Annotated in this window: 18 protein-coding genes; 2 read left to right on the top strand and 16 right to left on the bottom strand. The window is 70.7% G+C overall.

Features of this window, described 5'->3' with window-relative positions:
* Positions 1-16: 16 nt before the first annotated feature.
* From ASD48_RS28105 to ASD48_RS28065, 9 genes are all read right to left on the bottom strand, one after another.
* Positions 17-619 carry a sarcosine oxidase subunit gamma family protein gene (locus ASD48_RS28105; RefSeq protein WP_057604532.1) on the bottom strand — a complete coding sequence of 201 codons (603 nt, stop codon included), beginning with the start codon at positions 617-619 and terminating at the stop codon, positions 17-19.
* Positions 612-4,091: a sarcosine oxidase subunit delta family protein gene (locus tag ASD48_RS28100; protein ID WP_057604531.1), complete on the bottom strand. Its 3,480-nt coding sequence runs from the start codon at positions 4,089-4,091 to the stop codon at positions 612-614. The genes ASD48_RS28105 and ASD48_RS28100 overlap by 8 nt, the downstream gene beginning before the upstream one ends.
* Positions 4,092-4,102: 11 nt before the next feature.
* The gene (locus tag ASD48_RS28095; RefSeq protein WP_057604530.1) at positions 4,103-5,335 is read right to left on the bottom strand and encodes a sarcosine oxidase subunit beta family protein; all 1,233 of its coding nucleotides are present in this window, start codon (positions 5,333-5,335) and stop codon (positions 4,103-4,105) included.
* Entirely contained in the window at positions 5,332-5,514 is a 183-nt protein-coding gene (locus tag ASD48_RS28090) for a hypothetical protein (protein ID WP_057604529.1), read from the bottom strand. Before ASD48_RS28090 ends, ASD48_RS28095 begins: the two co-directional genes overlap by 4 nt.
* 122 nt (positions 5,515-5,636) lie before the next feature.
* A complete protein-coding gene (locus ASD48_RS28085) occupies positions 5,637-8,075 on the bottom strand; it encodes an FAD-dependent oxidoreductase (RefSeq protein WP_057604528.1) in 2,439 nt (812 codons plus the stop codon).
* A 207-nt stretch (positions 8,076-8,282) separates the two neighbouring features.
* Entirely contained in the window at positions 8,283-9,260 is a 978-nt protein-coding gene (locus ASD48_RS28080; RefSeq protein WP_057604527.1) for an ABC transporter substrate-binding protein, read from the bottom strand.
* 12 nt (positions 9,261-9,272) lie between these two features.
* On the bottom strand, positions 9,273-11,246 hold the full coding sequence (locus tag ASD48_RS28075) for an ABC transporter permease subunit (RefSeq protein WP_057604526.1): 1,974 nt from the start codon (positions 11,244-11,246) through the stop codon (positions 9,273-9,275).
* On the bottom strand, positions 11,246-12,334 hold the full coding sequence (locus ASD48_RS28070) for a glycine betaine/L-proline ABC transporter ATP-binding protein (protein ID WP_057604525.1): 1,089 nt from the start codon (positions 12,332-12,334) through the stop codon (positions 11,246-11,248). The genes ASD48_RS28075 and ASD48_RS28070 overlap by 1 nt, the downstream gene beginning before the upstream one ends.
* A gap of 20 nt (positions 12,335-12,354) precedes the next feature.
* Positions 12,355-13,824, bottom strand: coding sequence for an aldehyde dehydrogenase family protein (locus ASD48_RS28065; RefSeq protein ID WP_057604524.1), 1,470 nt, complete (start codon positions 13,822-13,824; stop codon positions 12,355-12,357).
* Between the two features lie 219 nt (positions 13,825-14,043).
* On the opposite strand from ASD48_RS28065, the gene purU reads away from it, so the two are divergent.
* Entirely contained in the window at positions 14,044-14,925 is an 882-nt protein-coding gene (gene purU, locus ASD48_RS28060) for a formyltetrahydrofolate deformylase (RefSeq protein ID WP_057604523.1), read from the top strand.
* 70 nt (positions 14,926-14,995) lie between these two features.
* Here purU and ASD48_RS28055 read toward each other — a convergent pair whose 3' ends face one another.
* Entirely contained in the window at positions 14,996-15,832 is an 837-nt protein-coding gene (locus ASD48_RS28055) for a hypothetical protein (protein ID WP_057604522.1), read from the bottom strand.
* Positions 15,833-15,835: 3 nt separating this feature from the next.
* Positions 15,836-17,506, bottom strand: a complete 1,671-nt coding sequence (gene betA / locus ASD48_RS28050; protein ID WP_057604521.1) for a choline dehydrogenase — start codon at positions 17,504-17,506, stop codon at positions 15,836-15,838.
* Between the two features lie 202 nt (positions 17,507-17,708).
* Here betA and ASD48_RS28045 point away from each other — a divergent pair, with 202 nt between their 5' ends.
* Positions 17,709-18,455, top strand: coding sequence for an IclR family transcriptional regulator (locus tag ASD48_RS28045; RefSeq protein WP_057604520.1), 747 nt, complete (start codon positions 17,709-17,711; stop codon positions 18,453-18,455).
* Here the strand turns inward: ASD48_RS28045 and ASD48_RS28040 are convergent.
* The 5 genes from ASD48_RS28040 to ASD48_RS28020 all read right to left on the bottom strand — a co-directional run bounded on the left by ASD48_RS28040 (position 18,443) and on the right by ASD48_RS28020 (position 23,220).
* The gene (locus tag ASD48_RS28040) at positions 18,443-19,594 is read right to left on the bottom strand and encodes an aromatic ring-hydroxylating dioxygenase subunit alpha (RefSeq protein ID WP_057604519.1); all 1,152 of its coding nucleotides are present in this window, start codon (positions 19,592-19,594) and stop codon (positions 18,443-18,445) included. The two genes, ASD48_RS28045 and ASD48_RS28040, sit on opposite strands and share 13 nt — an antisense overlap.
* 130 nt (positions 19,595-19,724) lie before the next feature.
* Positions 19,725-20,888 carry an FAD-dependent oxidoreductase gene (locus ASD48_RS28035; RefSeq protein WP_057604518.1) on the bottom strand — a complete coding sequence of 388 codons (1,164 nt, stop codon included), beginning with the start codon at positions 20,886-20,888 and terminating at the stop codon, positions 19,725-19,727.
* Positions 20,885-21,247, bottom strand: a complete 363-nt coding sequence (locus ASD48_RS28030; RefSeq protein WP_057604517.1) for a bifunctional 3-phenylpropionate/cinnamic acid dioxygenase ferredoxin subunit — start codon at positions 21,245-21,247, stop codon at positions 20,885-20,887. The genes ASD48_RS28035 and ASD48_RS28030 overlap by 4 nt, the downstream gene beginning before the upstream one ends.
* A 252-nt stretch (positions 21,248-21,499) precedes the next feature.
* Positions 21,500-22,132: an MBL fold metallo-hydrolase gene (locus ASD48_RS28025; RefSeq protein ID WP_057604516.1), complete on the bottom strand. Its 633-nt coding sequence runs from the start codon at positions 22,130-22,132 to the stop codon at positions 21,500-21,502.
* Entirely contained in the window at positions 22,132-23,220 is a 1,089-nt protein-coding gene (locus ASD48_RS28020; RefSeq protein WP_057604515.1) for an S-(hydroxymethyl)mycothiol dehydrogenase, read from the bottom strand. Before ASD48_RS28020 ends, ASD48_RS28025 begins: the two co-directional genes overlap by 1 nt.
* Positions 23,221-23,272: the final 52 nt, after the last annotated feature.

Here is a 23,272-nt window from a genome sequence, read left to right as displayed (position 1 = left end):
GTTCACGCGTGTGCGTTCACCCGTATTCCACCGCCGCGTCCAGCAGCCAGTTCGTCAGGTGGTCGGCGAAGGAGGAGCGCACCAGCACCCAGAAGCCCGCCCCGGGCTCGTCGCGGGCCACCAGGACGACCTGGGTGCGGGCCAGCGTCGTCTGGGCGCACCGGCCGGGTCCGAAGGCGCGCGGGTGCAGGTCCAACCGGCAGCCGTGGGACAGCAGGTCGCGGGCGCGCGGTCCGCCGACCAGGACGGTGGTGCGCTGGGCGGACACGTCGGTGACGGAGACGGGCGCGTCCCCCGCCGCCGAGCGGATCCGGCTCTCCAGGTCCCGCCGGGTACCGGGCAGGCCCACCACCAGCCACTCGTCGGGGCCGAGCCACACCGCGCGCAGGTCCCCTCCCCGCACCACGGTGTCGGGTTCCAGGGGCAGCTGCAGCCCCAGGGCGAGCCCGACGGCGTCCGCCGCCGGGCTCTTGGCGTCCAGGCGGACGTTCAGCTGGGCCAGGAACGGGACTTCGGCCAGGCGGACCGCACCCCCGGACGAGCGCGTCGCGGCGGCGAGGCGGTCGGCGGCGTGCGCCAGAGGGCTGCGCTGACGTGCGGTCGAAGCGGTGTCAGCCATCGCGGCGGGCTCCCTCGGGGTCGTAGAGGACGGGGCTTGCGACCGTCACCGGGACCAACCGGTCGCCCACGGGCGCGTAGAGACGTTCGCCGATACGGTCCCGGCCGCCCTTGACCAGGGCGAGCGCGAAGGTGCGGCCGAGGGCGGCGCTGCGGTAGCTGGAGGTGACATGGCCGAGCATCGGGACGGGCGGCGCGGGCAGCACACTGTCGGCCACCAGGTGGGTGCCCTCGGGCAGGAAGGTCCCCGGGTCCTCGGGGAGCAGACCCACCAGGTGTTTGCGGTCGGCGCGGCCGGTGTCGGCGCGGGCGTACGAGCGTTTGCCGATGAAGTCGGGCTTCTTCTTCGACACCGCCCAGCCCATCCCGAGATCCTGCGGGGTGACGGTGCCGTCGCTGTCCTGGCCGATGATCGGGTAGCCCTTCTCGGCCCGCAGGACGTGCATGGTCTCCGTGCCGTAGGGCGTGATCCCGTACGGGGCGCCCGCCTCGTACAGCGCCTCCCACAGGGCGAGGGCCTCCCACGGCGACACGTTGATCTCGTAGGCGAGTTCACCGGAGAAGCTGATCCGGCACACCCGCGCGTCGATGCCCGCGACCGTCGTGTCCCGCCATGCCATGAAGGGGAAGTCGTCGTTGGCGACGGCCAGCCGGGGTGCGAGCGAGCCGAGCACCTCGCGAGAACACGGGCCGACCAGGGCGACGGTGGCCCACTGCTCGGTGACCGAGGTGCAGTGGACACGCAGTTCGGGCCACTCGGTCTGGAGCCACTCCTCCATCCAGTCCAGTACGGCGGCCGCGTTGCCCGTGGTGGTGGTGACCAGGAAGCGGTCCCGGGCGAGGCGGATGACCGTCCCGTCGTCGAAGATCATGCCGTCCAGGCGGCACATGACGCCGTAGCGGATCATGCCGACCTTCAGGGTGCTCATCATGTTGGTGTAGAGCCGGTCGAGGAAGACGGCGGCGTCCGGGCCCTGTACGTCGATCTTGCCGAGGGTGGAGGCGTCCATGAAGGCGACGCTCCCCCGGGCGGCCGCGCACTCGCGCAACACGGCCGCCTCCCTGTCCTCGCCGTCCCGCGGGTAGTACCAGGGCCGCTTCCACTGGCCGACGTTCTCGAACAGGGCGCCGTGCGCGACGTGCCACGCGTGGACGGCGGTGGTACGGATCGGGTCGGACAGCGCGCCGCGGTCGCGGCCGGCGAGCGCGGCGAAGGAGACGGGGACGTACGGCGGCCGGAACGTGGGCAGGCCGAGCGCCGAGATGTCCACGCCGAGGAGTTCGGCGACGATCCCGCTCGCCAGCGCCCCGCCCGTCTTGCCCTGGTCGTTGGCGGTGCCGGCCGTGGTGTAGCGCTTGGTGTGCTCCACCGAGCGCAGACCCGCCCCGGTCGCCCGCGCCAGGTCGTCGACGGTGACATCGCGTTGGAGGTCGACGAACCGGGGCGCTCCGGTGGCGGTGGGGACGGCGAACACCTGCATGGGCGGGGTGTGCGGCGTGGCGACGACGGCCGGGAGGGCCGGCGGCTCGGCGGGGTGGCCCTCCGCCTCGACCGCGCGGGCGCCGGCCGCCGCGCCCTGCGCAAGGGCCGTGGCGAGGTCGAGGACCCCGTTCGCGCCGCCCACGGCCTCCACGGCCTGACGGCAGCTGCCGGGAACGAACGTGCCGAGCACGTCGTCGTGGCGGAGCTTGCCGCCCGCCTGGCTGAACAGATGCGCGACGGGGTTCCAGCCACCGGACACCAGAAGCAGGTCGACGGCGAACTCCCCCTGTGCCGAAGCCAGTTGTTGATCGGGCGCCACTCGGCGTCCCGCGGGCTCACCGAACGGGGCGACCGTGACGGCGGTGAGACGGGTCCCGCCCCGGGTGTCCGTCACCGCGTGGCCGGCCAGTACCTCGATCCCGGCGGACCGGGCGCGCTCGGCCCACTCCCCCGGCTCGGACCGGGTGTCGACGATCGCGGCGACACCCACTCCCGCCGCCGCCAGGTCGAGCGCGGCGGCGTAGGCGCTGTCGTTGGTGGTGAACACCACCGCTCGGCGGCCGGGCAGTACCGCGTACCGGTGGAGGTACGTCCGGGCCGAGGCGGCCAGCATCACACCGGGGCGGTCGTTGTCCCCGAACGCCAGCGAGCGCTCGTGGGCGCCGGTGGCGAGGACCACGCGCCGGGCGCGGATCCGCCAGACCCGCTCGCGGGAGACCTGCTCCGGGGCGGCGGCGCCGAGGTGGTTGGTGCGGCGCTCGACGGCGAGGAGGTGGTTGTCGTCGTAGTGGCCGAAGACGGTGGTGCGCGGCAGGACGCGTACCTCGGGGGCGGCTTCGAGCCGGGCACGCGTCGCCTCCACCCAGTCGAGGTGTTCGCCGGTGCCGAGCAGGCTGCCGCCGGGTTCCGGCTGGTCGTCGGCGAGGATGACGCGGGCGCCGCTGCGTGCCGCCGCGGCCGCGGCCGCGAGACCGGCCGGGCCCGCTCCGACGACCAGCAGGTCGCAGTGGGCGTGTACGGCGTCGTAGCGGGCGGGGTCCGGTTCGGTGGCCAGCCGGCCCTGGCCGGGGAGGCTGCTCGCGACCAGGCCGTCGTGCAGCTCGACCGTCGTCGCGGGGAGCATCGGCTCGGGGAAGGGTTCCTCGATCTGGATGACGGCGTTGGGTTCCTCCACCCCGGCGGAGAAGATGCCGCGGGGGCGGCCGAGCCGGATGCTGGTCGCCGTCGTGATGACGCCGTTGGCGAGGAGGGCGGAGGCGAGGGTGTCGCCCCGGTAGCCCTGGTACCCGGTGCCGTCGAAGGTGAAGGTGAGGGGCTGGTCGCGGTGGATCCGGCCACCGGTGGCCAGGCGGTGCGGTTGGCTCGCGAGCCGTGTCGGGGGCTCTGCCCCCGGGCCCCCGTTCGGCCCTGAAGAGACCTCGTCCTCAATCGCCGGACGGGCTGGAATTGCCCCACCGGGCTCCGAAGTGGGCGGACGGGCCGGGATCGCCGGGGCGGGCTCAAGAGTGGCCGGACGCGCCGGGATCGCCGGACCTGGCTCGATGGTGGCCGGACGGCCCGGGATGGCCGGGGTGGCCGAACGGGGAGCCGAAGCCGCCTGGGCTGCAGCCGAAGGGCCCGGCTCGGCAACCGAAGCTCCTGCCCCGGCAGCCGGAGCGGCCGGGCCGAGGGCCGCAGCGGCCGGGCCGAGAGCCGCAGCGGTCGGGCCGGACTGCGTGAGGGGTGGGCGGGTCTCTCCCGGCCGGTACACCGCGAGCACCTCGTTCGTCGAGGTGTCGCGCACCGCGTTGAACCACTTCCGGCAACCCGCCGCATGGCTCCAGCGTTCGGCGAACGGGCCCTTGGGGTTGTCGCGGAAGAACAGGTAGCGCGCCCACTCCTCGTCGGTGAGGGCGGCGGAGTCCTCCGGGTAGGGCACGTGCGCCTGGCCGCCGTAGTGGAACTCGGCCTCGTCGCGGGGCCCGCACCACGGGCAGGAAATGAGCAGCATGGTTCGGCTCCCTAGTGGGCCACCGCGGCCGCGCCGTGCTCGTCGACGAGCGCGCCGGTGGTGAAACGGTCGAGCGAGAAGGGGGCGTTGAGGGAGTGGGGCGTGTCGTGGGCGATGGTGTGGGCGTAGACCCAGCCGACACCCGGGGTGGCCTTGAAACCGCCCGTTCCCCACCCGCAGTTGAGGTACAGGTTGTCGACCGGGCTGAGGCCGACGATCGGCGAGGCGTCCGGGCTGACGTCGACGATGCCGCCCCAGGTGCGCAGCACATGGGCGCGGGCGAAGACGGGGAAGAGTTCCAGGGCGGCGGACATCTGCTCTTCGATGATGTGGAAGGCGCCGCGCTGGGTGTAGGAGTTGTACGCGTCGATGCCGGCGCCCATCACCAGTTCGCCCTTGTGTGCCTGGCTGACGTACACATGGACGGCGTTGGACATGACCACCGTGGGGTGGACCGGCTCCAGGAGCTCGGAGACCAGGGCCTGCAACGGGTGGCTCTGGAGCGGGAGTTCGATGCCTGCCATGGCGGCGAGGACCGAGGTGTGGCCGGCCGAGCACAGGGCCACCTTGCCCGCGGCGATGGGTCCGCGCGTGGTCTGTACGCCGACCACCCGGCCGCCGACCACGTCCAGGCCGGTGACCTCGCAGTTCTGGATGATGTCGATGCCGGCGGCGTCCGCGGAGCGGGCGAATCCCCAGGCTACGTAGTCGTGTTTGGCGATGCCTGCCCGCGGCTGGTAGGTGCCGCCGAGCACCGGGTAGCGCACGTCGGGTGAGATGTTGACGATCGGGCAGACCTCTTTGACCTGCTCGGCGTCCAGCCATTCGGCGTCGACGCCGTTGAGCCGGTTGGCCTCGACCCGGCGCACGCTGTCGCGGACGTCCTGGAGGCTGTGGGCGAGGTTCAGTACGCCGCGCTGGGAGAAGAGGATCGGGTAGTCCAGCTCCTCCGCCAGCCCTTCCCAGAGCTTGAGGGCGTGCTCGTAGATGCCCGCGCTCTCGTCCCACAGGTAGTTGGAGCGGATGATCGTGGTGTTGCGGGCCATGTTGCCGCCGCCCAGCCAGCCCTTCTCCAGGACCGCGACCTTGGTGATGCCGTGGTTCCTCGCCAGGTAGTGGGCGGTGGCCAGGCCGTGGCCGCCGCCGCCCACGACGATCACGTCGTACGACCGCCTGGGTTCGGGGTTGCGCCAGAGCCGGTCGGGGTGGTCGGGCAGGTCGGCGCCGGGGGTACGGGGGCTCATCGGACAGCTCCGTCGTGCGAGAGGTGCAAAGAGAGCGGCTGCTCGGCCGCGAGGGCCTCGGTGCGGGCGCGCGGTGCGGCGGTGTCCGGCGCGGGCCGGGGGGCCGGCGCGATGACATCGGTGAGTTCATGGCGGATGCCGGCGGCGGTCGCCCCACCGTCAGCCAACTGTGCGGTCATCGACCGTGCTCCTTCCTACGAGCCTGAGCTGCAACGCCTCAAGGGGCGCGGGGAACCGCGCGACCGGCCACGACGCACCCGCGGATGAACAGCCGTCCCGCGCGGGGGCCCCTGCGACCCGCTCAGCCACGGAGGCGGGACATCGTCGGGTCGAACAGCGGCTCCTCGGCCACGACCGCCTCCACCCGCCGGTCGAAGTAGCCGATGCGGACCGGCGTTCCGGGGACGGCGAGTTCCGCGGGGAGCCAGGCGTAGGCGATGCCCTTGCCGATCGTGTAGCCGTAGGCGGCGCTGGTGACGTACCCGACCGCGCGGTCGCCGTCGTAGACCGGCTCCTTGCCGAGGACGACCGACCGCGGGTCGTCGATGGTGAGACAGGTCAGCCTGCGCCGGACGTCCCCCTTGCGGCGTTCCAGGGCGGCCCTGCCGAGGAAGTCGCCCTTGTCGAGCTTGACGGCGAAGCCGACGCCGGCCTCGTAGGGGTCGTGCTCGAAGGTCATGTCGGTACCGAAGGAGCGGTAACCCTTCTCCAGGCGGAGGCTGTTGAAGGCGCCGCGGCCGGCGATGACGCCGCCGAGCGGTTTCGCCGCCCGCCACAGGGTGTCCCACAGTTTCAGGCCCTGGTCGGCGGTGGTGTAGAGCTCCCAGCCGAGTTCACCCACGTAGGACAGCCGCATCGCGGTGACGGGCACCGAGCCGATGTAGGCGCGCTTGGCGCGGAAGTACTTCAGCCCGTCGCTCGAGAAGTCCTCGTCCGTCAGCGGCTGGAGGACCTTGCGGGCCAGGGGGCCCCACAGGCCGACGCAGCAGGTGCCGGGGGTGATGTCGCGGACCTGCACCGTGCCGTCGGCGGGGAGCCGGCGGGTGAACCAGTCGAGGTCCAGGTTGCCGTTGGCGCCGACCTGGAAGAGGTCGGGGGCCAGGCGGGCGACGGTGACATCGCTGCGGATGCCGCCGTCGTGGTCCAGGAGCAGGGTGTACGTCACCGAGCCGACCGACTTGGCGACCTTGCCGGTGGTCAGCCCCTCCAGGAAGGCCGCGGCACCCCGGCCGCCGACCTCGAGCCGCTTGAGCGCGGTCATGTCGTACATCGCGACGGTCTCGCGGGTGGCCTGTGCCTCGGCGCCGACGACGGGCGACCAGTACCGCGCGGCCCAGTCGTCGGGGGTGGGGATGTTGCGGCCCTCGACGAGTCCCGCGTTGGCCTCGTACCACTGCGGGCGCTCCCAGCCGTTCGCCTCCAGGAAGAACGCGCCGTGCTCCTGCTGGCGGGCGTGGAAGGGGCTCGTGCGGATCGGACGCGGGTCGCCCGACGGCTGGAGGGGGTGGAGGATGTCGTAGACCTCGACGAAGTTGCGGCAGTCGCGGGCCAGGACGTACTCCGGGGACAGCTGGTGCGGCTCGAAGCGGTTGACGTCGCACTCGTGCAGGTCGAAGGACGAGCAGAAGCCGTCGACCAGCCACTCGGCCATGGCCCGGCCGACGCCCGCCGAGTGCGTGACCCAGACCGCCTCGGCCACCCAGAAGCCCTTGACGTCCGGGGACTCGCCCAGCAGCGGGAAGTTGTCGGTGGTGAAGGAGAACAGGCCGTTGATGCCCTCCTCGACCTTGGCCTCCTGCGTCGCGGGGAGCAGGGACCGGGTCTCGGTCCAGGCGTCGGCGAAGTCGTCCTCGGTGAACTTCAGGACCGACGGCATGTCGTCGGCCTCGTCGACGGAGAGGATGTCGTCGGCGGAGACGGGCATCGGGCGGTGGCCGTAGTAGCCGATGCCGATGCCGTCGAAGCGGTCGCGGTAGTAGAGGTCGGCGTCCTGGTGGCGCAGGATCGGCCGCACCGCCTCCTCCGTCTGGCCGACGAGCGCCGGGACCGGACCGGTCCAGGCGAGCTGGTGGGCGAGCGGGGTCAGCGGGAGGTTCATGCCGACCATGCGGGCGATCCTCGGGCCCCAGATGCCGGCGCAGCACACCACGATGTCGGCCGCGATCTCGCCGCGGTCGGTGAGGACACCGGTCACCCGGCCCTCGCTCCGCTGTACGTCCAGCACTTCGTGGCGGTCCAGGAAGGTCACGCCGCGCTCGGTGGCCCGGCGGATCTGCGCCTCGACGGCGAGGACGGCCTTGGCGATCCCGTCGGTCGGGATGAGGAGGCCGCCGAGGATCCGGTCCGGGTCGACCAGCGGGTGCCGCTCGACGCACTCGGCGGCGCTGAGCAGGCGCGCCTCGATGCCCCAGGACGTGATCCAGCCGAGGCGGCGGTGCAGTTCGGCGAGGCGTTCGGGGGTGGTGGCCACTTCGAGGCCGCCGACCTGGAGGAAGCAGGGCTTGCCGTCGACGTCGAGGGAGCAGAACTTCTCGACGGTGTAGCGGGCCAGCTCGGTCATGGTCTTGGAGGAGTTCGTCTGGAAGACCAGGCCCGGGGCGTGCGACGTGGAGCCCCCGGTCGCGGGGAGCGGGCCCTGGTCGACCACGGTCACATCGGTCCAGCCGCGCGCGGAGATCTCGTCCGCGAGTGCCGCTCCCACGACGCCCGCTCCGATGATCACCACTCGGGGTCCCGCCATCGCCGCACCTCCGGATCGAAAACCAGTCGAGTTGCTTGCTGCGCAACATAGTTCAGGTTGCGCAACTCAATGTGCCTGTCGCGGACAGGGGGTGTCAAGAGGTCCGGTGACGTCGGGAAACGGCCCGAAACGCGGCGATGCCCGGCGGGCGGCGCGCACAGGTGCGCACCGCCCGCCGGGCATCTCCGACCGTCCTGCCGGCGTGGGTTACTTGATCCAGGCGTCGACCTTGTCCCGGTTGGCCTCCACCCACTTCTTGGCCGCCGCGTCCGGCGACAGCTTGTCCACCGCGATGTACTTGGCCACGGTGTTCTGGTCGTCGTTCGTCCAGTTGAACTTCTTCACCAGGTCGTAGGCCGGGCTGCCGGACTTCGCGAACCTGGCGCTGACGATCTTGTCGAGGTCGTAGACGGGATAGTCACAGGCGATCTTCGCCGCGTCGGCGTCGCACCCCGCCGTGTACGCGGGCAGCTCGACCTTGGCCAACGGCACCTCGGAGAGGAACCACTGCGGCTCGTAGAAGTAGCCGATCACCCATTCCTTGTTCTTCTCGGCCTTGCGGAACGACTGGATGAGCGCGGTCTCGCTGCCCGCGTACACCACCTTGAAGTCCAGCTTCAGGTTCTTCACCAGGGCCTCGTCGTTGGTGACGTACGAGGGGTCCCCGTCCAGCAGTTGGCCCTTGCCGCCGGACTCGGAGGTCTTGAAGTTCGCGGCGTACTTGTTGAGGTTCTTCCAGTCGGTGATGTCCGGGTGCGCCTTGGCCAGCCACGGCGGCACGTACCAGCCGATGATGCCCTTGTTGCCGGTCGAGCCGGCCGCCACGGCGGTCTTCTGGTCGGTGATGTACTTCTTCTTCAGATCGTCGTGGCCCCAGTTCTCCAGCACGGCGTCGACCTCGCCGGTCCCGAAGCCCTGCCAGGCGATCTCCTCCTTCAGGTCCTTCTTGTTGACCGTACAGCCGAGGTCGTGCTGCGCGACGTAGGCGACGACCGCCGCGTCCGCCTCGTAGCCCACCCACGGATTGACGGCGAGATTGAAGGTGCCGCACTTGCCCGAGCTGCCCGAATCCGCCGCGTCGTCACCGACCTTCGCGCCGCCGCAGGCGGTGAGGGTCAGCCCGATGACAGTCGCGACGGCTGTGCCGGCCACGCCGGTTCTCCACTGGCGTACTTGTGTTGCCATGCTGGTGCTCCTTTAAGCGCTCGCGCGTCGCGCCGCTGCCTGGGTGATCCGGTCGAACATGACTCCGAGAAGGACGATGGCGAGCCCCGCCGCGAGGCCCTTCCCGTACAGCTGCCCCTGTGAGAAGCCGGCCACGACGTCGTAGCCGAGGGCGCCCGCTCCCACCAGGCCGCCCACAACAACCATCGACAGCACGTAGATCAGGCCCTGGTTGGTCGCGAGCGTCAGGGCACTGCGTGACATCGGCAGCTGAACCTTGGTGATGATCTGCCAGGTGTTGCACCCGGCGGACGTGGCCGCCTCGACGGTGGTCTCGGGCACGGCCCGCACCCCGTCGGCGATGATCTTGATGGCGACAGGCGCCGCGTAGACGATGGCGGCGACGATGGCCGTGAAACGGGTCGCCCCGAACAGCGCCAGGAACGGCACGAGATAGACGAACGGCGGCATGACCTGCGCCGCGTCCAGCGAGGGCCGCAGCAGCCGGTCCACGAGCGGGCTGCGCCCCATCCACACCCCGAGGACCATGCCGAGCAGCATGACCAGCACCGTCGCCACGAGGGTCGACGCCAGCGTCGTCATGGCGTCCGACCACAGGCCGGTGCCGAGCAGCAGGCCCAGGCAGACGGCCGTGGTGACCCCGGCCCGTCCGCCGCCGAGCACGGCGCCCAGCGCGATCAGCACCGCGGCGACCAGCCACCAGGGGGAGTCGGTGAGCAGCGACTGGAACGGGTTGAGCAGGCCGTTGGTGATGCCGTCGCGGAAGGCGTTGGTGAGGCCCGCCAGGTTGTCCTGCGCCCAACCGGTCGCGGTGTCGGCCGCGCTCGCGATGGAGCTGCCGAGACCGCCCTCGCCGGGGAACTCCGCCGCCCAGAGATAGGTGTGCGACAGATAGACGAGGACGGCCGTGACCGCCGCGCCCGCCCCCAGCAGCGGCCCGCGCCACTTGAGGAAGCGGTTCTTCGAACGCCGGGCCGTCTCCGCGCGGGCGCTGGCCGCGGTGGTGACACGGTCGAGGACGATCGCCATGACGACGATGGCGAGCCCCGCGTTGAAGGCCGTTCCCACGTCGAGCGACTGGAGGGCCTGCACGACGGTCTTGCCGAGGCCGGGCGCGTCGATCAGCGCCGCGATGGTCACCATGGCCAGGGCCGCCATGATCGACTGGTTGACGCCCATCACCACGGTCCGCTTGGACATGGGCAGCAGCACCTTCAGCAGTGCCTGCCTTCGGGTCGCGCCCAGCGATTCGGCGGCCTCGACGGTGGTCTCCGGCACGGAACGGATCGCGTGCGCCGTGATGCGGATCGCGGGCGGTGCCGCGTAGATCACGGTGGCGATCGTCGCGGAGGCCCCGCCGATCAGGAAGAACAGAGTCAGCGGGGCGAGGTAGACGAAGGTCGGCATCGTCTGCATGAAGTCGAGAAAGGGCGTCACGATCCGGTTGACCCGGTCCGAGAGCCCCGCCCACACACCCAGCGGGATCGCGAACAGCAGTGCCACGAAGACGGCGGAGAGCGTGAGCGAGAGGGTGTCCATGCTCTCCTGCCACAGCCCCTGCAGGCCCAGGAAGGTGAAGCCCGCGACGGCCAGCAGCGCGACCCGCCAGTTGCCCACGGCCCAGGAGACGTAGCCCACGATGCCGACGACGCCGAGCCATCCGATCTGCGGAAGCGGGCGGCCGGCGGAGGGCTGTGAGATCAGGTGCCGGATGAAGGTCACCAGGTTGTCGATGACCAGGCGGATCTCGTTGAAGAAGTAGAGGAACAGCGGGTTGGAGTTGCGGTCCGCGCCGATCGAGTCGTTGACGTCGTTGAACCACCGGTGCAGGTCGGTGAGGTCGGCCGCCGCCAGCGTCAGCGTCTGCTTCCCGCGCAGGACGGCGAAGAGGAGCAGCCAGGCCACCAGGATCGCGGCCACCACCGTGCGCCGGCGGACCCTGCGCACCCCGGCCAGGGGTGCGGACTTCTCCAGGGCGACGGCCATCACGCCTCGCCCTCGTGCCCGGCGACCACCGCGAGGATCTCCTCGTCGCCGACGATGCCGAGCAGCTTCCCGCCCTCCACGACCTTGACCGGCCGGTCCGCCGCCAGCACGGCCCGGGTGGCCTCCTTCACCACGACGTCCGGGCCCAGTTCGGGACCGTCCAGGGCGTCGTCGGGCTCGGCCGGGCGCATGATCCACCGCAGGGTGAGCACATCGCCGCGCGGCACGTCCTTGACGAACTCGCGCACGTAGTCGTCGGCCGGTGCGCCCACCAGCTCGTCGCCGGTGCCGCACTGGACCATCTTGCCGTCCCGCATGATCAGGATGCGGTCGCCCAGTTTGAGCGCCTCGGAGAGGTCGTGGGTGATGAACACCATGGTCTTGCCGACCTCGTGGTGCAGCCGGATGACCTCGTTCTGCATGTCACGGCGGATCAGCGGGTCGAGCGCCGAGAAGGGCTCGTCGAAGAAGAGCACGTCCGGGTTGCCGGCCAGCGCCCGGGCGAGGCCGACGCGCTGCTGCATACCGCCCGAGAGCTGGTCGGGGTAGGAGTTCTCGTAGCCGGACAGGCCGACCAGTTCGACGACCTCCAGGGCCCGCTTGGTGCGTTCGGCCCTGCTCATGCCGCGGATCTCCAGGCCGAAGGCCACGTTGTCGACGACCCGGCGGTGCGGCAGCAGCCCGAAGTGCTGGAAGACCATGGAGAACTTGCGGCGCCGCAGGTCGCGCAGGCGTCCGGGGTCCGCTTCGCGGATGTCCTCGCCCTCGAAGACGATCTCACCGGCGGTCGGTTCGATCAGCCGGGTCAGACATCGCACCAGCGTGGACTTGCCCGAGCCGGACAGACCCATGACGACGAACACCTCGCCCTTGCGGACGTCGAAGTGCACGTCGCGTACGGCGGCGGTGCAGCCGGTGCGGTCCATGAGCTCGCGGCGGGTGAGACCGCACAACTCCTGCGAGTCGGGCACCTGGTCGGCCTTCGGCCCGAACACCTTCCACAGCCGGCGCACGGATATGACCGGAGTACCGTCCGAATCCTCGGGCGCGCCGCGCCGCTGCGGCACCTCGGTCTGCGTTGGGGTCATGATCGACCTCTCTTCGGCGTTCAGCCGCGGAACCAGTGCTGCGGCCGGGGTTGGATGTTCTGCCAGATGTGTTTGGGCTCTCGGTACTCGTCCAGGCCGGTCGGTCCCAGCTCCCGTCCCACGCCCGAATGCCCGAAGCCACCCCATTCCGCCTGCGGCACGTAGGGGTGGTAGTCGTTGATCCACACCGTGCCGTGGCGCAGCCGCCGGGCCACCCGCTGGGCCTTGCCCGCGTCCTGCGTCCACACGGCCCCCGCCAGTCCGAACTCGGTGTCGTTGGCGATCCGCACGGCGTCGTCCTCGTCGGTGAAGCGCTCGACGGTGAGCACCGGCCCGAAGGACTCCTCGTGCACGACACGCATGTCCTGCCGGCACTCGTCGAGGACGGTCGGCGGGTAGTAGAAGCCGTCGGCGAGGGCCGGGTCGTCGGGCCGTTCACCGCCGCAGCGCAGCACGGCCCCCTCGGCCAGGCCCGCCGCGACATACGCCTCGACCTTCTCCCGGTGCTGTGCGGAGATCAGCGCCCCGGTCTCGGCCTCGGGGTCGAAGGGCCCGCCGAGGCGGATCCGGCGGGCGCGGCGGACGACCTCGTCGACGAGCCGGTCGTGCAGCGAGTCCTCCACGATCAGCCGCGCGCCGGCCGAGCAGACCTGGCCGGAATGCAGAAAGACGGCCGTGAGAGCGAAGTCCACGGCCGTCTCGAAGTCGGCGTCGGCGAAGATCACGTTGGGGTTCTTGCCACCGAGTTCCAGCGCCACCTTCTTCACGGTCGCCGCGGCGGTGGCCATGATCCGTCTGCCGGTCGCCAGACCGCCGGTGAAGGAGACCATGTCGACGGCGGGATCCTCGCAGAGCGGGGCGCCGGCCTCGGGCCCGGTACCCAGGACGAGGTTGGCGGCACCGGCCGGGAGTCCGGCCTCCGCCAGCGCCCTCATCAGCAGGATCGAGGTGGAGGGGGTGAGCTCGCTGGGTTTGAGGACGATCGTGTTGCCGGCCAGGAGTGCCGGGGCGACCTTCCAACTCGCTTGCAGCAGTGGGTAGTTCCAGGGGGTGATCAGCCCGCACACGCCGATCGGTTCGTAGACGACGCGGCTGACGGCGTCGTCACGGCCGGTGTCGATCACCCGGCCCGCGTCGGTACCGCCGATCCCGCCGTAGTAGCGGAAGCAGGAGACGACGTCGGCGATGTCGTACTCGCTCTCCACCAGCCGTTTGCCGGTGTCCAGCGACTCCGCTCGGGCGAACTCCTTGGCGTCGCGCTCGACGATGTCGGCGGTGCGCAGCAGCAGCGCGCCGCGCTCCCGCTCGGAGGTGCGCGGCCAGGGCCCCTCGTCGAAGGCGCGGCGGGCGGCGGCGATCGCGGCCTCGGTGTCGGGACGCGTCCCTTCCGAGACGGTCGCGGTGAGGGAGCCGTCGGCGGGGCAGCGGATCTCCCGGCGCCCCCCGGCCGACGGGTCCCGCCATTCCCCAGCCACATACAGGTCAGCCACGCGCCAATGCCCTTCAGCCGAAATGCGTTGCGCATCATGCATTCAATTGCTTGTGGTGGAACACCTTGACGAACGCCACAGACCTGCGTCAAGGGGTTGGCCGATGACGATTTCGCCATGCGGGTACTTGTGCGGCCGCCCTTGACCGAAAGCGGAGGGGAGTCGACCATGTTGCGTATCGCTCACCATGTTGTGCAATACGCACCGACGGAGGTCGCTGTGTCCGCTGAGTACCCTGGTCCGCAGCCCGGTCGTGAGTACGTCCTCACCCTCTCCTGTCCCGACAGCGCCGGACTGGTCCACGCGGTGAGCGGCTTCCTCGTCAGGAACTCGGGCAACATCCTGGAAAGTCAGCAGTTCGACGATCGGCTGCAGGGCCGTTTCTTCATGAGGGTTCACTTCGACGTTTCCGACCCGGACGCGCAGATGAAAACACTGCGTTACCGATTCGGTCCCGTCGCCGAGGCGTACGGCATCACCTGGACGCTGAGCGAGGCGTCGACACCGACCCGCACGCTGATCATGGTGTCCCGGTTCGGCCACTGCCTCAACGACCTGCTTTTCCGCCGGCGCACCGGCGCGCTCAACATCGAGATCCCGGCGATCGTCTCCAACCACCGGGACTTCGAGGGCCTGGCGCGGACGTACGGCATCCCGTTCCACCACATCCCCGTCACCAGGGACACCAAGGCCGAGGCCGAGGCGCGCCTGCTGGAGCTGGTGAGGGAGCTGGACGTCGACCTGGTGGTACTGGCCCGTTACATGCAGATCCTCTCCGACGACCTGTGCAAGCAGCTCGAGGGTCGCGCCATCAACATCCACCACTCCTTCCTCCCCAGCTTCAAGGGCGCGCGACCCTACGACCAGGCCTACGACCGTGGCGTGAAGCTCGTCGGCGCGACGGCGCACTATGTGACCCCCGACCTGGACGAGGGGCAGATCATCGAGCAGGACGTGGTCAGGGTGGAACACTCGCTCGGCCCCGGTGACCTGGTGACGGTGGGCCGGGACGTGGAGGCACAGGTGCTCGCGCACGCGGTGAAGTGGCACAGCGAGAGCCGCGTCATGGTGTACGGCAACCGCACGGTGGTCTTCCGCTGAGCGGTACGGCACGAGGGGGGGCGGGCCGGACTTCCGGCCCCGCCCCCCCCTTTGCGTATACGAACGGCGCTCAGCTTCCCAGCCGTTCCAGCAGGGCGCGGCGCCACCGTTCCGTCTCCGCGATCTGGTTGAACGTGAACAGGTGCAGCCCCGCCACGCCCGCCGACGGAGCGGTGAGCGCCCCCTCGGCACGCGCCAGCAGCCTGTCGGGTGAGTAGCCGCCGGGGGCCGCGAACCGCAGGAACCACGAGGCGTGCCCCGTCAGGAATCGGGTCGACTCGCCCACGCCGATCTTCGCCGCCATGGACAGAAGCTTGGCCCGTTGCACCGGCCCCGCGACGCCCAGATGGACGGGCAGGGTGATGTCCCGGCGCCGGATCCGGACGAGCCAGTCCCCCAGCACCCGTGGGTCGAAGCAGAGGTTGCTCACGAGGTAGGTGGCGTGCCGGCGCTTGTCCCACATGGCCTGCACGGTGATGTCGTCGTGGATGAGCGGATGGCTCTCGGGGTAGCCGGCGACGCCGACGCGGGCGAACGGCCTGCCCAGCTCGCTCAGCCGGCGCAGCACCGGCAGGGACCCGTCGTAGGTCCCGGCCGGCGGGTCGGCGTCGCCCGCCGGGACGAACACGTCGTCCACGCCCGCCTCGCGCAGCCGGTCGGCGACCTCCTTCAGGTGCGCCTCGTCGCGCAGCAGCCGCGCGGGCACGTGCGGGACGACGCGGAAACCGTGCGCCGCGAGCCGGGTGGCGAGGTCGAGGGTCGGTTCCAGGCCCTTGACCGGCGACGCCGTCACGGTGACGACGACCTCGCGCGGGACATGGGCGAGGACCTTGTCCTCGGTCGCCTTCGCGGGCAGCACCTCGTAGCGGACGCTCTCCAGCAGCGTCCTCAGTCCTGAGCCGGCCAACGTCTACCCGGCCTGCTGCCGGTCGTCGCGGTGGCGGTAGTACGCGGCCTTCGACGGCGGCTGCGGCTCCTTGCCGAGGATCAGGTCGGCGGCCTTCTCGGCGATCATCATCACCGGCGCGTAGATGTTGCCGTTGGTGACGTACGGCATCACGGAGGCGTCCACCACGCGCAGCCCCTGCACGCCGTGCACCCGCATGCTGGCGGGGTCGACGACGGACATCTCGTCGGTGCCCATCTTGCAGGTGCAGGACGGGTGCAGGGCGGTCTCGCCCTCCTTCGCGACCCAGGCGAGGATCTCCTCGTCCGTCGCCACCTTCCGGCCGGGCGAGATCTCCCCGTCGTTGTAGGGGGCGAGTGCGGGCTGGTCGAGGATGTCGCGGGCCACGCGGATCGCCTCGACCCACTCGCGGCGGTCCTGCTCGGTGGAGAGGTAGTTGAAGCGCAGGGCCGGGTGCTCGCGCGGGTCCCTGCTCTTGATCTTCACCGAGCCGATGGCGTCGGAGTACATGGGGCCCACGTGCACCTGGTAGCCGTGGCCGCCGGCCGGCGAGGAGCCGTCGTAGCGGACCGCGATCGGCAGGAAGTGGAACATCAGGTTGGGGTAGTCCACGTCCTCGTTGCTGCGCGCGAAGCCGCCCGCCTCGAAGTGGTTGGTCGCCGCGGGCCCCTTGCGGAAGAGCCACTGGAGCCCGATGAAGGGGGCGCGCCACTTGGCCATGTACGGCTGCATGGAGACCGGTTGTCTGCAGGCGTACTGGACGTAGACCTCCAGATGGTCCTGCATGTTCTCGCCGACGCCCGGAAGATCGTGGACGACGTCGATGCCGAGGGCGCTCAGCTCCGCCGCGTTGCCGACGCCGGAGAGCTGGAGCAGCTGCGGGGAGTTGATCGCGCCGCCGCACAGGATGACTTCCGCGGCGCGGACCTGCCGGGGAGCGCCCTTGCCGCGCCGGTACTCGACGCCGACGGCCCGCTTGCCCTCGAAGAGCACCCGCGTGACGAGGGTGCGGGTCCTCACCGTGAGGTTGGGCCGCTTCCTGACGGGCTTGAGGTACGCCTTCGAGGCCGACAGGCGGCGTCCGCGGTGGACGTTGCGGTCGAACTTGGCGAACCCCTCCTGCCGGAAGCCGTTGACGTCGTCGGTGGGTGCGTAGCCAGCTTCCCGGGTAGCCTCGAGGAAGGCGCCGAAGAGCGGGTTGGTCGCGGGACCGCGTTCGAGGACGAGGGGGCCGTCGTGGCCGCGGAACTCGTCGTCCGGGTCGGCGGCGAGACAGTTCTCCATGCGCCGGAAGTACGGCAGGCAGTGTGCGTAGTCCCAGGTCTCCATGCCGGGGTCGGCCGCCCAGCGCTCGTAGTCCATCGGGTTGCCGCGCTGGAAGATCATGCCGTTGATGCTGCTGGAGCCGCCGAGCACCTTTCCGCGCGCGTGGTAGACGCGCCGGCCGCCCATGTGGGGCTCGGGCTCGGACTCGTACTTCCAGTCGTAGAACCGGCTGCCGATCGGGTAGGTCAACGCCGCGGGCATATGGATGAAGACATCCCACGGGTAGTCGGAACGACCGGCCTCCAGCACCAGCACGCGGTTCGCCGGGTCCGCGGAGAGTCGGTTCGCCAGTGCGCTGCCGGCCGATCCGCCGCCGACGATGACGAAGTCGTATTGCAGGGGAGCCATGGTGCCTCGTCTCGCTCGCGCCGTAGATACGCGAGGCATGCTAATAGAGGTAGCGTCATGCGCACCAGGTTGCGAACAACGCAACTTGCAAGGTCTTTGTTTCGGCTTCGTTGCTTGCGGTCGAGTTGTTTACTGCGCGTATAGTTGTGCTGTGAGCAACCACAGCCAAGACACCGAAACGACAAGTTCGCAGGCCGGCGGAGTGCAGTCGGTGGACCGCGCCATCAGCGTCCTCGAAATTCTCGCCCAGCGCGGCGAGGCGGGCGTCAGCGAGGTGGCCGCCGAAATCGACGTGCACAAGTCCACCGCGTTTCGTCTGCTCGGCGCCCTGGAGGCGCGCGGTCTGGTGGAGCAGGCGGGCGAGCGCGGCAAGTACCGCCTCGGCTTCGGCATCGTCCGCCTGGCCGGTGCGGTGACCGGACGCATCGACATCACCCAGCAGGGCCGCCCCGTGTGTGAGCGCCTCGCCGAGGAGATCGGCGAGACGGTCAACATCGCCGTCATGCAGGAGCACTACGCGATCAACCTCTACCAGGTGCGCGGCCCCGGGGCCATCACCGCGCACAACTGGGTCGGCCAGCTGACCCCGCTGCACGCCACCTCCAGCGGCAAGATCCTGCTGGCCCACCTCCCCGCCAAGGAGCGCGCCGCGCTGCTGGCCGAGACGGGGCTCGAGAAGGTCACCCCCCGCACCATCACCGCGAAGACGAAGATCGAGAAGAACCTCGCCGAGGCCCGGGAGCGCGGTTACGCCTGGACCCTGGAGGAACTGGAGATCGGCCTGCACGCCATGGCCGCGCCGGTCCGCAACCGCGACGGAGAGGTCATCGCCGCGCTCAGCGCCTCGGGCCCCGCCTACCGCTTCACCGAAGAGCGGCTGCACGAGCTCTCCCCGGTGCTGCTCAAGGGCGCCGAGGAGATCAGCCACCGGATGGGCTACCTGGGCTGACCGGCACGGCCACCGGGTCCGGCGCCCAGGCGCTCGTTCACCCAGTCGTGGAACGCGCCGATGTGGTGCTCGCTCGGCACCAGCACCCCGCCCTTGGCGTACATACGGGAACTCATCCCGGGCTGGGTGCGCTCGCACGCGTCGAAGTCCTGCCGGTTGACCCGGTCGAAGAGTTCCACGGACCGGCTGACGTCCTTGCCGCTCTCGACGACGTGCGGGAGGTAGAGCCAGTCGCACTCGACGATCGTGCGGTCGACGGCCACCGGGTACATCCGGTGGAAGATGACATGGTCGGGGACGAGATTGACGAAGACCTGCGGCCTGACGGTGATCGCGTAGTAGCGGCGGTCCTGCTCCTCCGCCACACCGGGGATGCGGTCCAGCCCCTCGGAACCGTCCACCGTGAACCCCTGGACCTCCTCGCCGAACTCCGCGCCGTGCCCGACGTAGTACTGCGCGGCGTATCCGTCCGCGAACTCGGGCAGCACCTCGGTGAGTTCGGGATGGATGGTGGCGCAGTGGTAGCACTCCATGAAGTTCTCGATGATGAGCTTCCAGTTGGCCTTCACGTCGTAGACGATCCGCCGGCCGACCGAGAGCTGGTCGATGCCGTAGCGCTCGATCGACTCCACGTCACCGAGGCGGGCGACCACATCGCCGATGACGGCCTCCTCGAAGGACGGCGGGTCCTCCGCGAGGCACACCCAGACATAGCCGAGCCATTCGCGCACCGCCACGGCGACCAGACCGTACTCGGTGCGCCCGACGTCGGGCATCTTGGTGAGGTTGGGGGCCGCGACGAGCTTGCCGTTCAGGTCGTACGTCCAGGCGTGGTAGGGGCACTGGAAGGCCCGCTTGACCTCGCCCGTCTCCTCGGTGCAGAGCCTGGCGCCGCGATGCCGGCACACATTGAACCAGGCACGCACCGTGTGGTCACGCGCGCGGGTGACGAGGATGCTCTCGCGGCCCACGTCGACGGTGCGGAAGGCACCGGGCTTCGCCAGCTCCGAGGCGCGCGCGACACAGAACCACATGGTCTCGAATATGCGCTCCTGCTCCTGGGCGAAGACCGCCGGATCCGTGTAGGAGGAGCCGGGGAGGGTGGCGATCAGGCTGTCCGGCAGACCGGTCGAGGTCACAGGGCACTCCTCGGGAAACGTCATGGAGGGGACATTCACGCGCCGGGAAGAGCGACTCCGGACGGCGTTGTGCATGAAGCAACGATGCGTGCCATATGCAACCGCAGCATGGGATGCCACAGGGGCGGTGTCAAGACGTCGCGGCGGCGAGCTGCTTGCGCCAGCGCGTGAACAGCCGCGGCTGGTTCATACCGAGCACCGCGACCGGAGCTCCGGCCCGCCGGTAGACGGCCAGGACGTTGCGTTCGTCCACGGCGCCTTCCTCGACGGTCACGCTGTCCGCGCCGGCCGCGTGTCCGGCGAACTGGATCCTGACGCCGTACTGGTCGGACCAGAAGTACGGCGGCCGGGGCACACCCGGCGCCACCGCGCCTCCCGCCAGCAGCGTGGCGACGGCGGCGTCGGGGCGCTCCCGGGCGCCGGTCCAGTGCTCGACACGGCGATGGGCCCCGGCGCGGGGGTCGTACCAATTGGCGCAGTCGCCGACCGCGACCACCCCGGCCAGGGCGGTACGGCCGTCGGCGCCGCATCTGACGCCGTTGTCGAGTTCGACACCGGATCCCTCGAGCCACTCCACGCACGGGCGAGCGCCCACACCGACGACGACGATGTCGGCCGGGACGCTGCGGCCGTCCTCGAGCAGAACGGCGTCCACACGCCGCTCCCCGCTCAGCCCCTTGACGCCCACACCGCACAGCAGCCGCACGCCGTGGTCCGCGTGCAGGCCGGAGACGATGCCGCCCATGACCGCGCCGAGCGGCCCGGCCAGCGGCGTCGGGGCCACCTCGACGACCGTCACGTCGAGCCCCAGGGCGTAGGCGGTGGAGGCCACCTCGGCGCCGATGAATCCGCCGCCGATGACCACCAGCCGTCCGCCCCGAGACAGTTCGTCACGCAGGGCGCGGGCGTCGTCGAGGGTGCGCAGGACGTGCACGCCGGCCAGGCCGTCGGAGCCGGGGAGCCTGCGCGCGGCGGCGCCGGTCGCGATGACCAGGCCGTCGACGCGGACCTCCCGCCCGTCGGCCAGCCGCACGGCACGGTCGGTGCGGTCCAGGCCGGTGGCGCGGGTGCCGAGCAGCCACTCCGCACCCAGGTCCTCGTCCTGCGCCTCCAGCGCGAGATCGGGCTCGCCGAGGGTGCCGGCCAGGAACTCCTTGGACAGCGGCGGCCGGTCGTACGGGCGATGGAGCTCGTCACCGATGACGACCAGCCGTCCGTCGTAGCCCCGCTTCCGCAGTGAGCGCGCCGCGGACAGTCCGGCGAGCGAGGCGCCCACCACGGCCACGGTCCTCACGCCGTACCCCCGGCGAGCCGGGACGCGACACAGGGCGGCAGGTTGGGGGCGTCCGTCGACACCCGGACGTGGATCACGCCGTCCTCGACCACGACCTCGTGCGTGCGCACCGGGAGCTTGGCCGGTGGAGCGTCGACGGCACCGGTGCGCAGGTCGAACTTCGAGGCATGCAAGGGGCATTCCACCTCGCAGCCCTCCAGCCAGCCGTCGGCGAGCGAGGCGTCCTGATGGGTGCAGGTGTCGTCGATGGCGAAGAGCTCGCCGTCGTCGGTATGGAACACCGAGACCGGCGGATCGATGTCGAGCCGGAAGGCCTCGCCTCGCGGGAGATCCGCGAGACGGCACGCGGGAATCTTCATGACACCTCGGTGCGTATGACGAAACGGATTGCGGTAAGCGCAACATCAGTCTGAAGTCGGCCCGAATCCTTGTCAAGGCATTCACGAGCCGCACAACTCGCCATCCCGGCGTTGCTTGTGACGCAATACAACGCGCGATAGGCAACGCAATGGCTGGCTGTCCCCACCCCGCCGGGGACATGAAGGCGGCCCGTTTCCCCACCCCGTGACGGGTGAGGAAACGGGCGCGTCGCCCTTGGGCCTGCCGGGCGGTCAGAAGCCCCGGTCGAGCCACTCCTGAAGGTGCGGGGCCTCGGCGGCGACCGTGGTCGTCTCGCCGTGCCCGGTGTACACGACGGTGTCCTGGGGCAGCGTGAGCAGCCGGTCCCGGATCGAGTCGACGATGGTGGGGAAGTCGCTGTACGACCGTCCCGTCGCCCCCGGCCCGCCCGCGAAGAGCGTGTCGCCGCCGAAGAGCGCAGTCAGCGCCGGCGCGTGGAGGCAGACCGCGCCGGGGGCGTGGCCGGGGGTGTGGAGCACGGTCAGGGAGACGCCGGCCACCTCGACGACCTGCCCTTCGGCCAGTTCGCCGTCGGGCGCCCGGTCGGGGTGGGTCTGCTTCCACAGCGGCAGGTCGTCGGGGTGGAGCAGGACCGGGGCGCCGGTGCGCGCGGCGAGGGCGGGCGCGGCCTCGATGTGGTCGTTGTGGGCGTGGGTGCACACGATGGCCCGCAGGGTGCGTCCGCCGAGCGCCTCGGCGATGGCTCCGGCGTCGTGCGCGGCGTCGACGACGATCACCTCTTCGTCGTCCCCGATGATCCACACATTGTTCTCGACGTCCCAGGTGCCGCCGTCCAGCGCGAACGTCCCCGACGTCACCAGGCGTTCGATGCGCGCTCCGGCCATCAGAGGACCACCACCGAACGCAGGACCTCGCCACCGTGCATGCGGTCGAAGGCCTTCTCGACCTCGTCCAGCCCGATGGTCTCCGTGACGAAGGCGTCCAGGTCCAGCCGCCCCTGCAGATAGAGGTCGATGAGCAGGGGGAAGTCACGGGAGGGCAGGCAGTCCCCGTACCAGGACGACTTCAGTGTGCCGCCGCGCCCGAAGACGTCCAGCAGGGGCAGCTCGAGCTTCATCTCCGGGGTCGGCACGCCGACCAGGACGACCGTGCCGGCGAGGTCGCGGGCGTAGAAGGCCTGCGTGTAGGTCTCCGGGCGGCCCACCGCCTCGATGACCACGTCCGCGCCGAAACCGCCGGTCAGCTCGCGGATCGCCTCGACCGGGTCGGACCGCCTGGAGTTGACGGTGTGGGTCGCGCCCAGCTTCCTGGCCGTGGCCAGCTTCCGGTCGTCGATGTCCACAGCGATGATCTTCGCGGCGCCCGCCAGTCGCGATCCGACGACCGCAGCGTCCCCGACGCCGCCGCACCCGATGACGGCCACGCTGTCACCGCGTCCGACGTTGCCGGTGTTGATGGCGGCGCCGATGCCCGCCATCACCCCGCAGCCGAGCAGTCCCGCGGCGGCCGCCGAAGCGGCCCGGTCGACCTTGGTGCACTGGCCGGCCGCCACCAGCGTCTTCTCCGCGAACGCGCCGATGCCGAGCGCCGGGGACAGCTCCTGCCCGGTCGAGGCGAGGGTCATCTTCCGCTCGGCGTTGTGGGTGTCGAAGCAGTACCAGGGCCGGCCGCGCCGGCAGGCACGGCACCGGCCGCACACCGCACGCCAGTTGAGGATGACGAAGTCGCCTGGCGCCACCTCGGTGACACCCTCCCCCACCGACTCCACGACACCCGCGGCCTCGTGCCCCAGCAGGAAGGGGAAGTCGTCGTTGATGCCGCCCTCGCGGTAGTGCAGATCGGTGTGACAGACCCCGCAGGCCTCGATCTTCACCAGCGCCTCACCCGGCCCGGGATCCGGCACGATGATCGTTTCCAGGCTGACGGGGGCGCCCTTGCCCCGCGCGACGACAGCACGGACCTGGTGCGTCATGGCCACTCCTCGGCTGGTACGAGACCTCGACTGATGTTGCTCATTACGACAC

The organism is Streptomyces sp. Root1310 (genome assembly GCF_001426425.1).
Lineage (GTDB): Bacteria > Actinomycetota > Actinomycetes > Streptomycetales > Streptomycetaceae > Streptomyces.
The sequence above is the reverse complement of the archived record's forward strand: the minus strand, read 5'-3'. Positions and strand labels throughout refer to the sequence as shown.

Excerpts from the sequence above, each read along its gene's own strand:
- ASD48_RS28105 (WP_057604532.1), bottom strand. The coding sequence starts at position 619 with ATGGCTGACACCGCTTCGACCGCACGTCAGCGCAGCCCTCTGGCGCAC.
- ASD48_RS28100 (WP_057604531.1), bottom strand. The coding sequence starts at position 4,091 with ATGCTGCTCATTTCCTGCCCGTGGTGCGGGCCCCGCGACGAGGCCGAG.
- ASD48_RS28095 (WP_057604530.1), bottom strand. The coding sequence starts at position 5,335 with ATGAGCCCCCGTACCCCCGGCGCCGACCTGCCCGACCACCCCGACCGG.
- ASD48_RS28090 (WP_057604529.1), bottom strand. The coding sequence starts at position 5,514 with ATGACCGCACAGTTGGCTGACGGTGGGGCGACCGCCGCCGGCATCCGC.
- ASD48_RS28085 (WP_057604528.1), bottom strand. The coding sequence starts at position 8,075 with ATGGCGGGACCCCGAGTGGTGATCATCGGAGCGGGCGTCGTGGGAGCG.
- ASD48_RS28080 (WP_057604527.1), bottom strand. The coding sequence starts at position 9,260 with ATGGCAACACAAGTACGCCAGTGGAGAACCGGCGTGGCCGGCACAGCC.
- ASD48_RS28075 (WP_057604526.1), bottom strand. The coding sequence starts at position 11,246 with ATGGCCGTCGCCCTGGAGAAGTCCGCACCCCTGGCCGGGGTGCGCAGG.
- ASD48_RS28070 (WP_057604525.1), bottom strand. The coding sequence starts at position 12,334 with ATGACCCCAACGCAGACCGAGGTGCCGCAGCGGCGCGGCGCGCCCGAG.
- betA (WP_057604521.1), bottom strand. The coding sequence starts at position 17,506 with ATGGCTCCCCTGCAATACGACTTCGTCATCGTCGGCGGCGGATCGGCC.
- ASD48_RS28030 (WP_057604517.1), bottom strand. The coding sequence starts at position 21,247 with ATGAAGATTCCCGCGTGCCGTCTCGCGGATCTCCCGCGAGGCGAGGCC.
- ASD48_RS28025 (WP_057604516.1), bottom strand. The coding sequence starts at position 22,132 with ATGGCCGGAGCGCGCATCGAACGCCTGGTGACGTCGGGGACGTTCGCG.
- ASD48_RS28020 (WP_057604515.1), bottom strand. The coding sequence starts at position 23,220 with ATGACGCACCAGGTCCGTGCTGTCGTCGCGCGGGGCAAGGGCGCCCCC.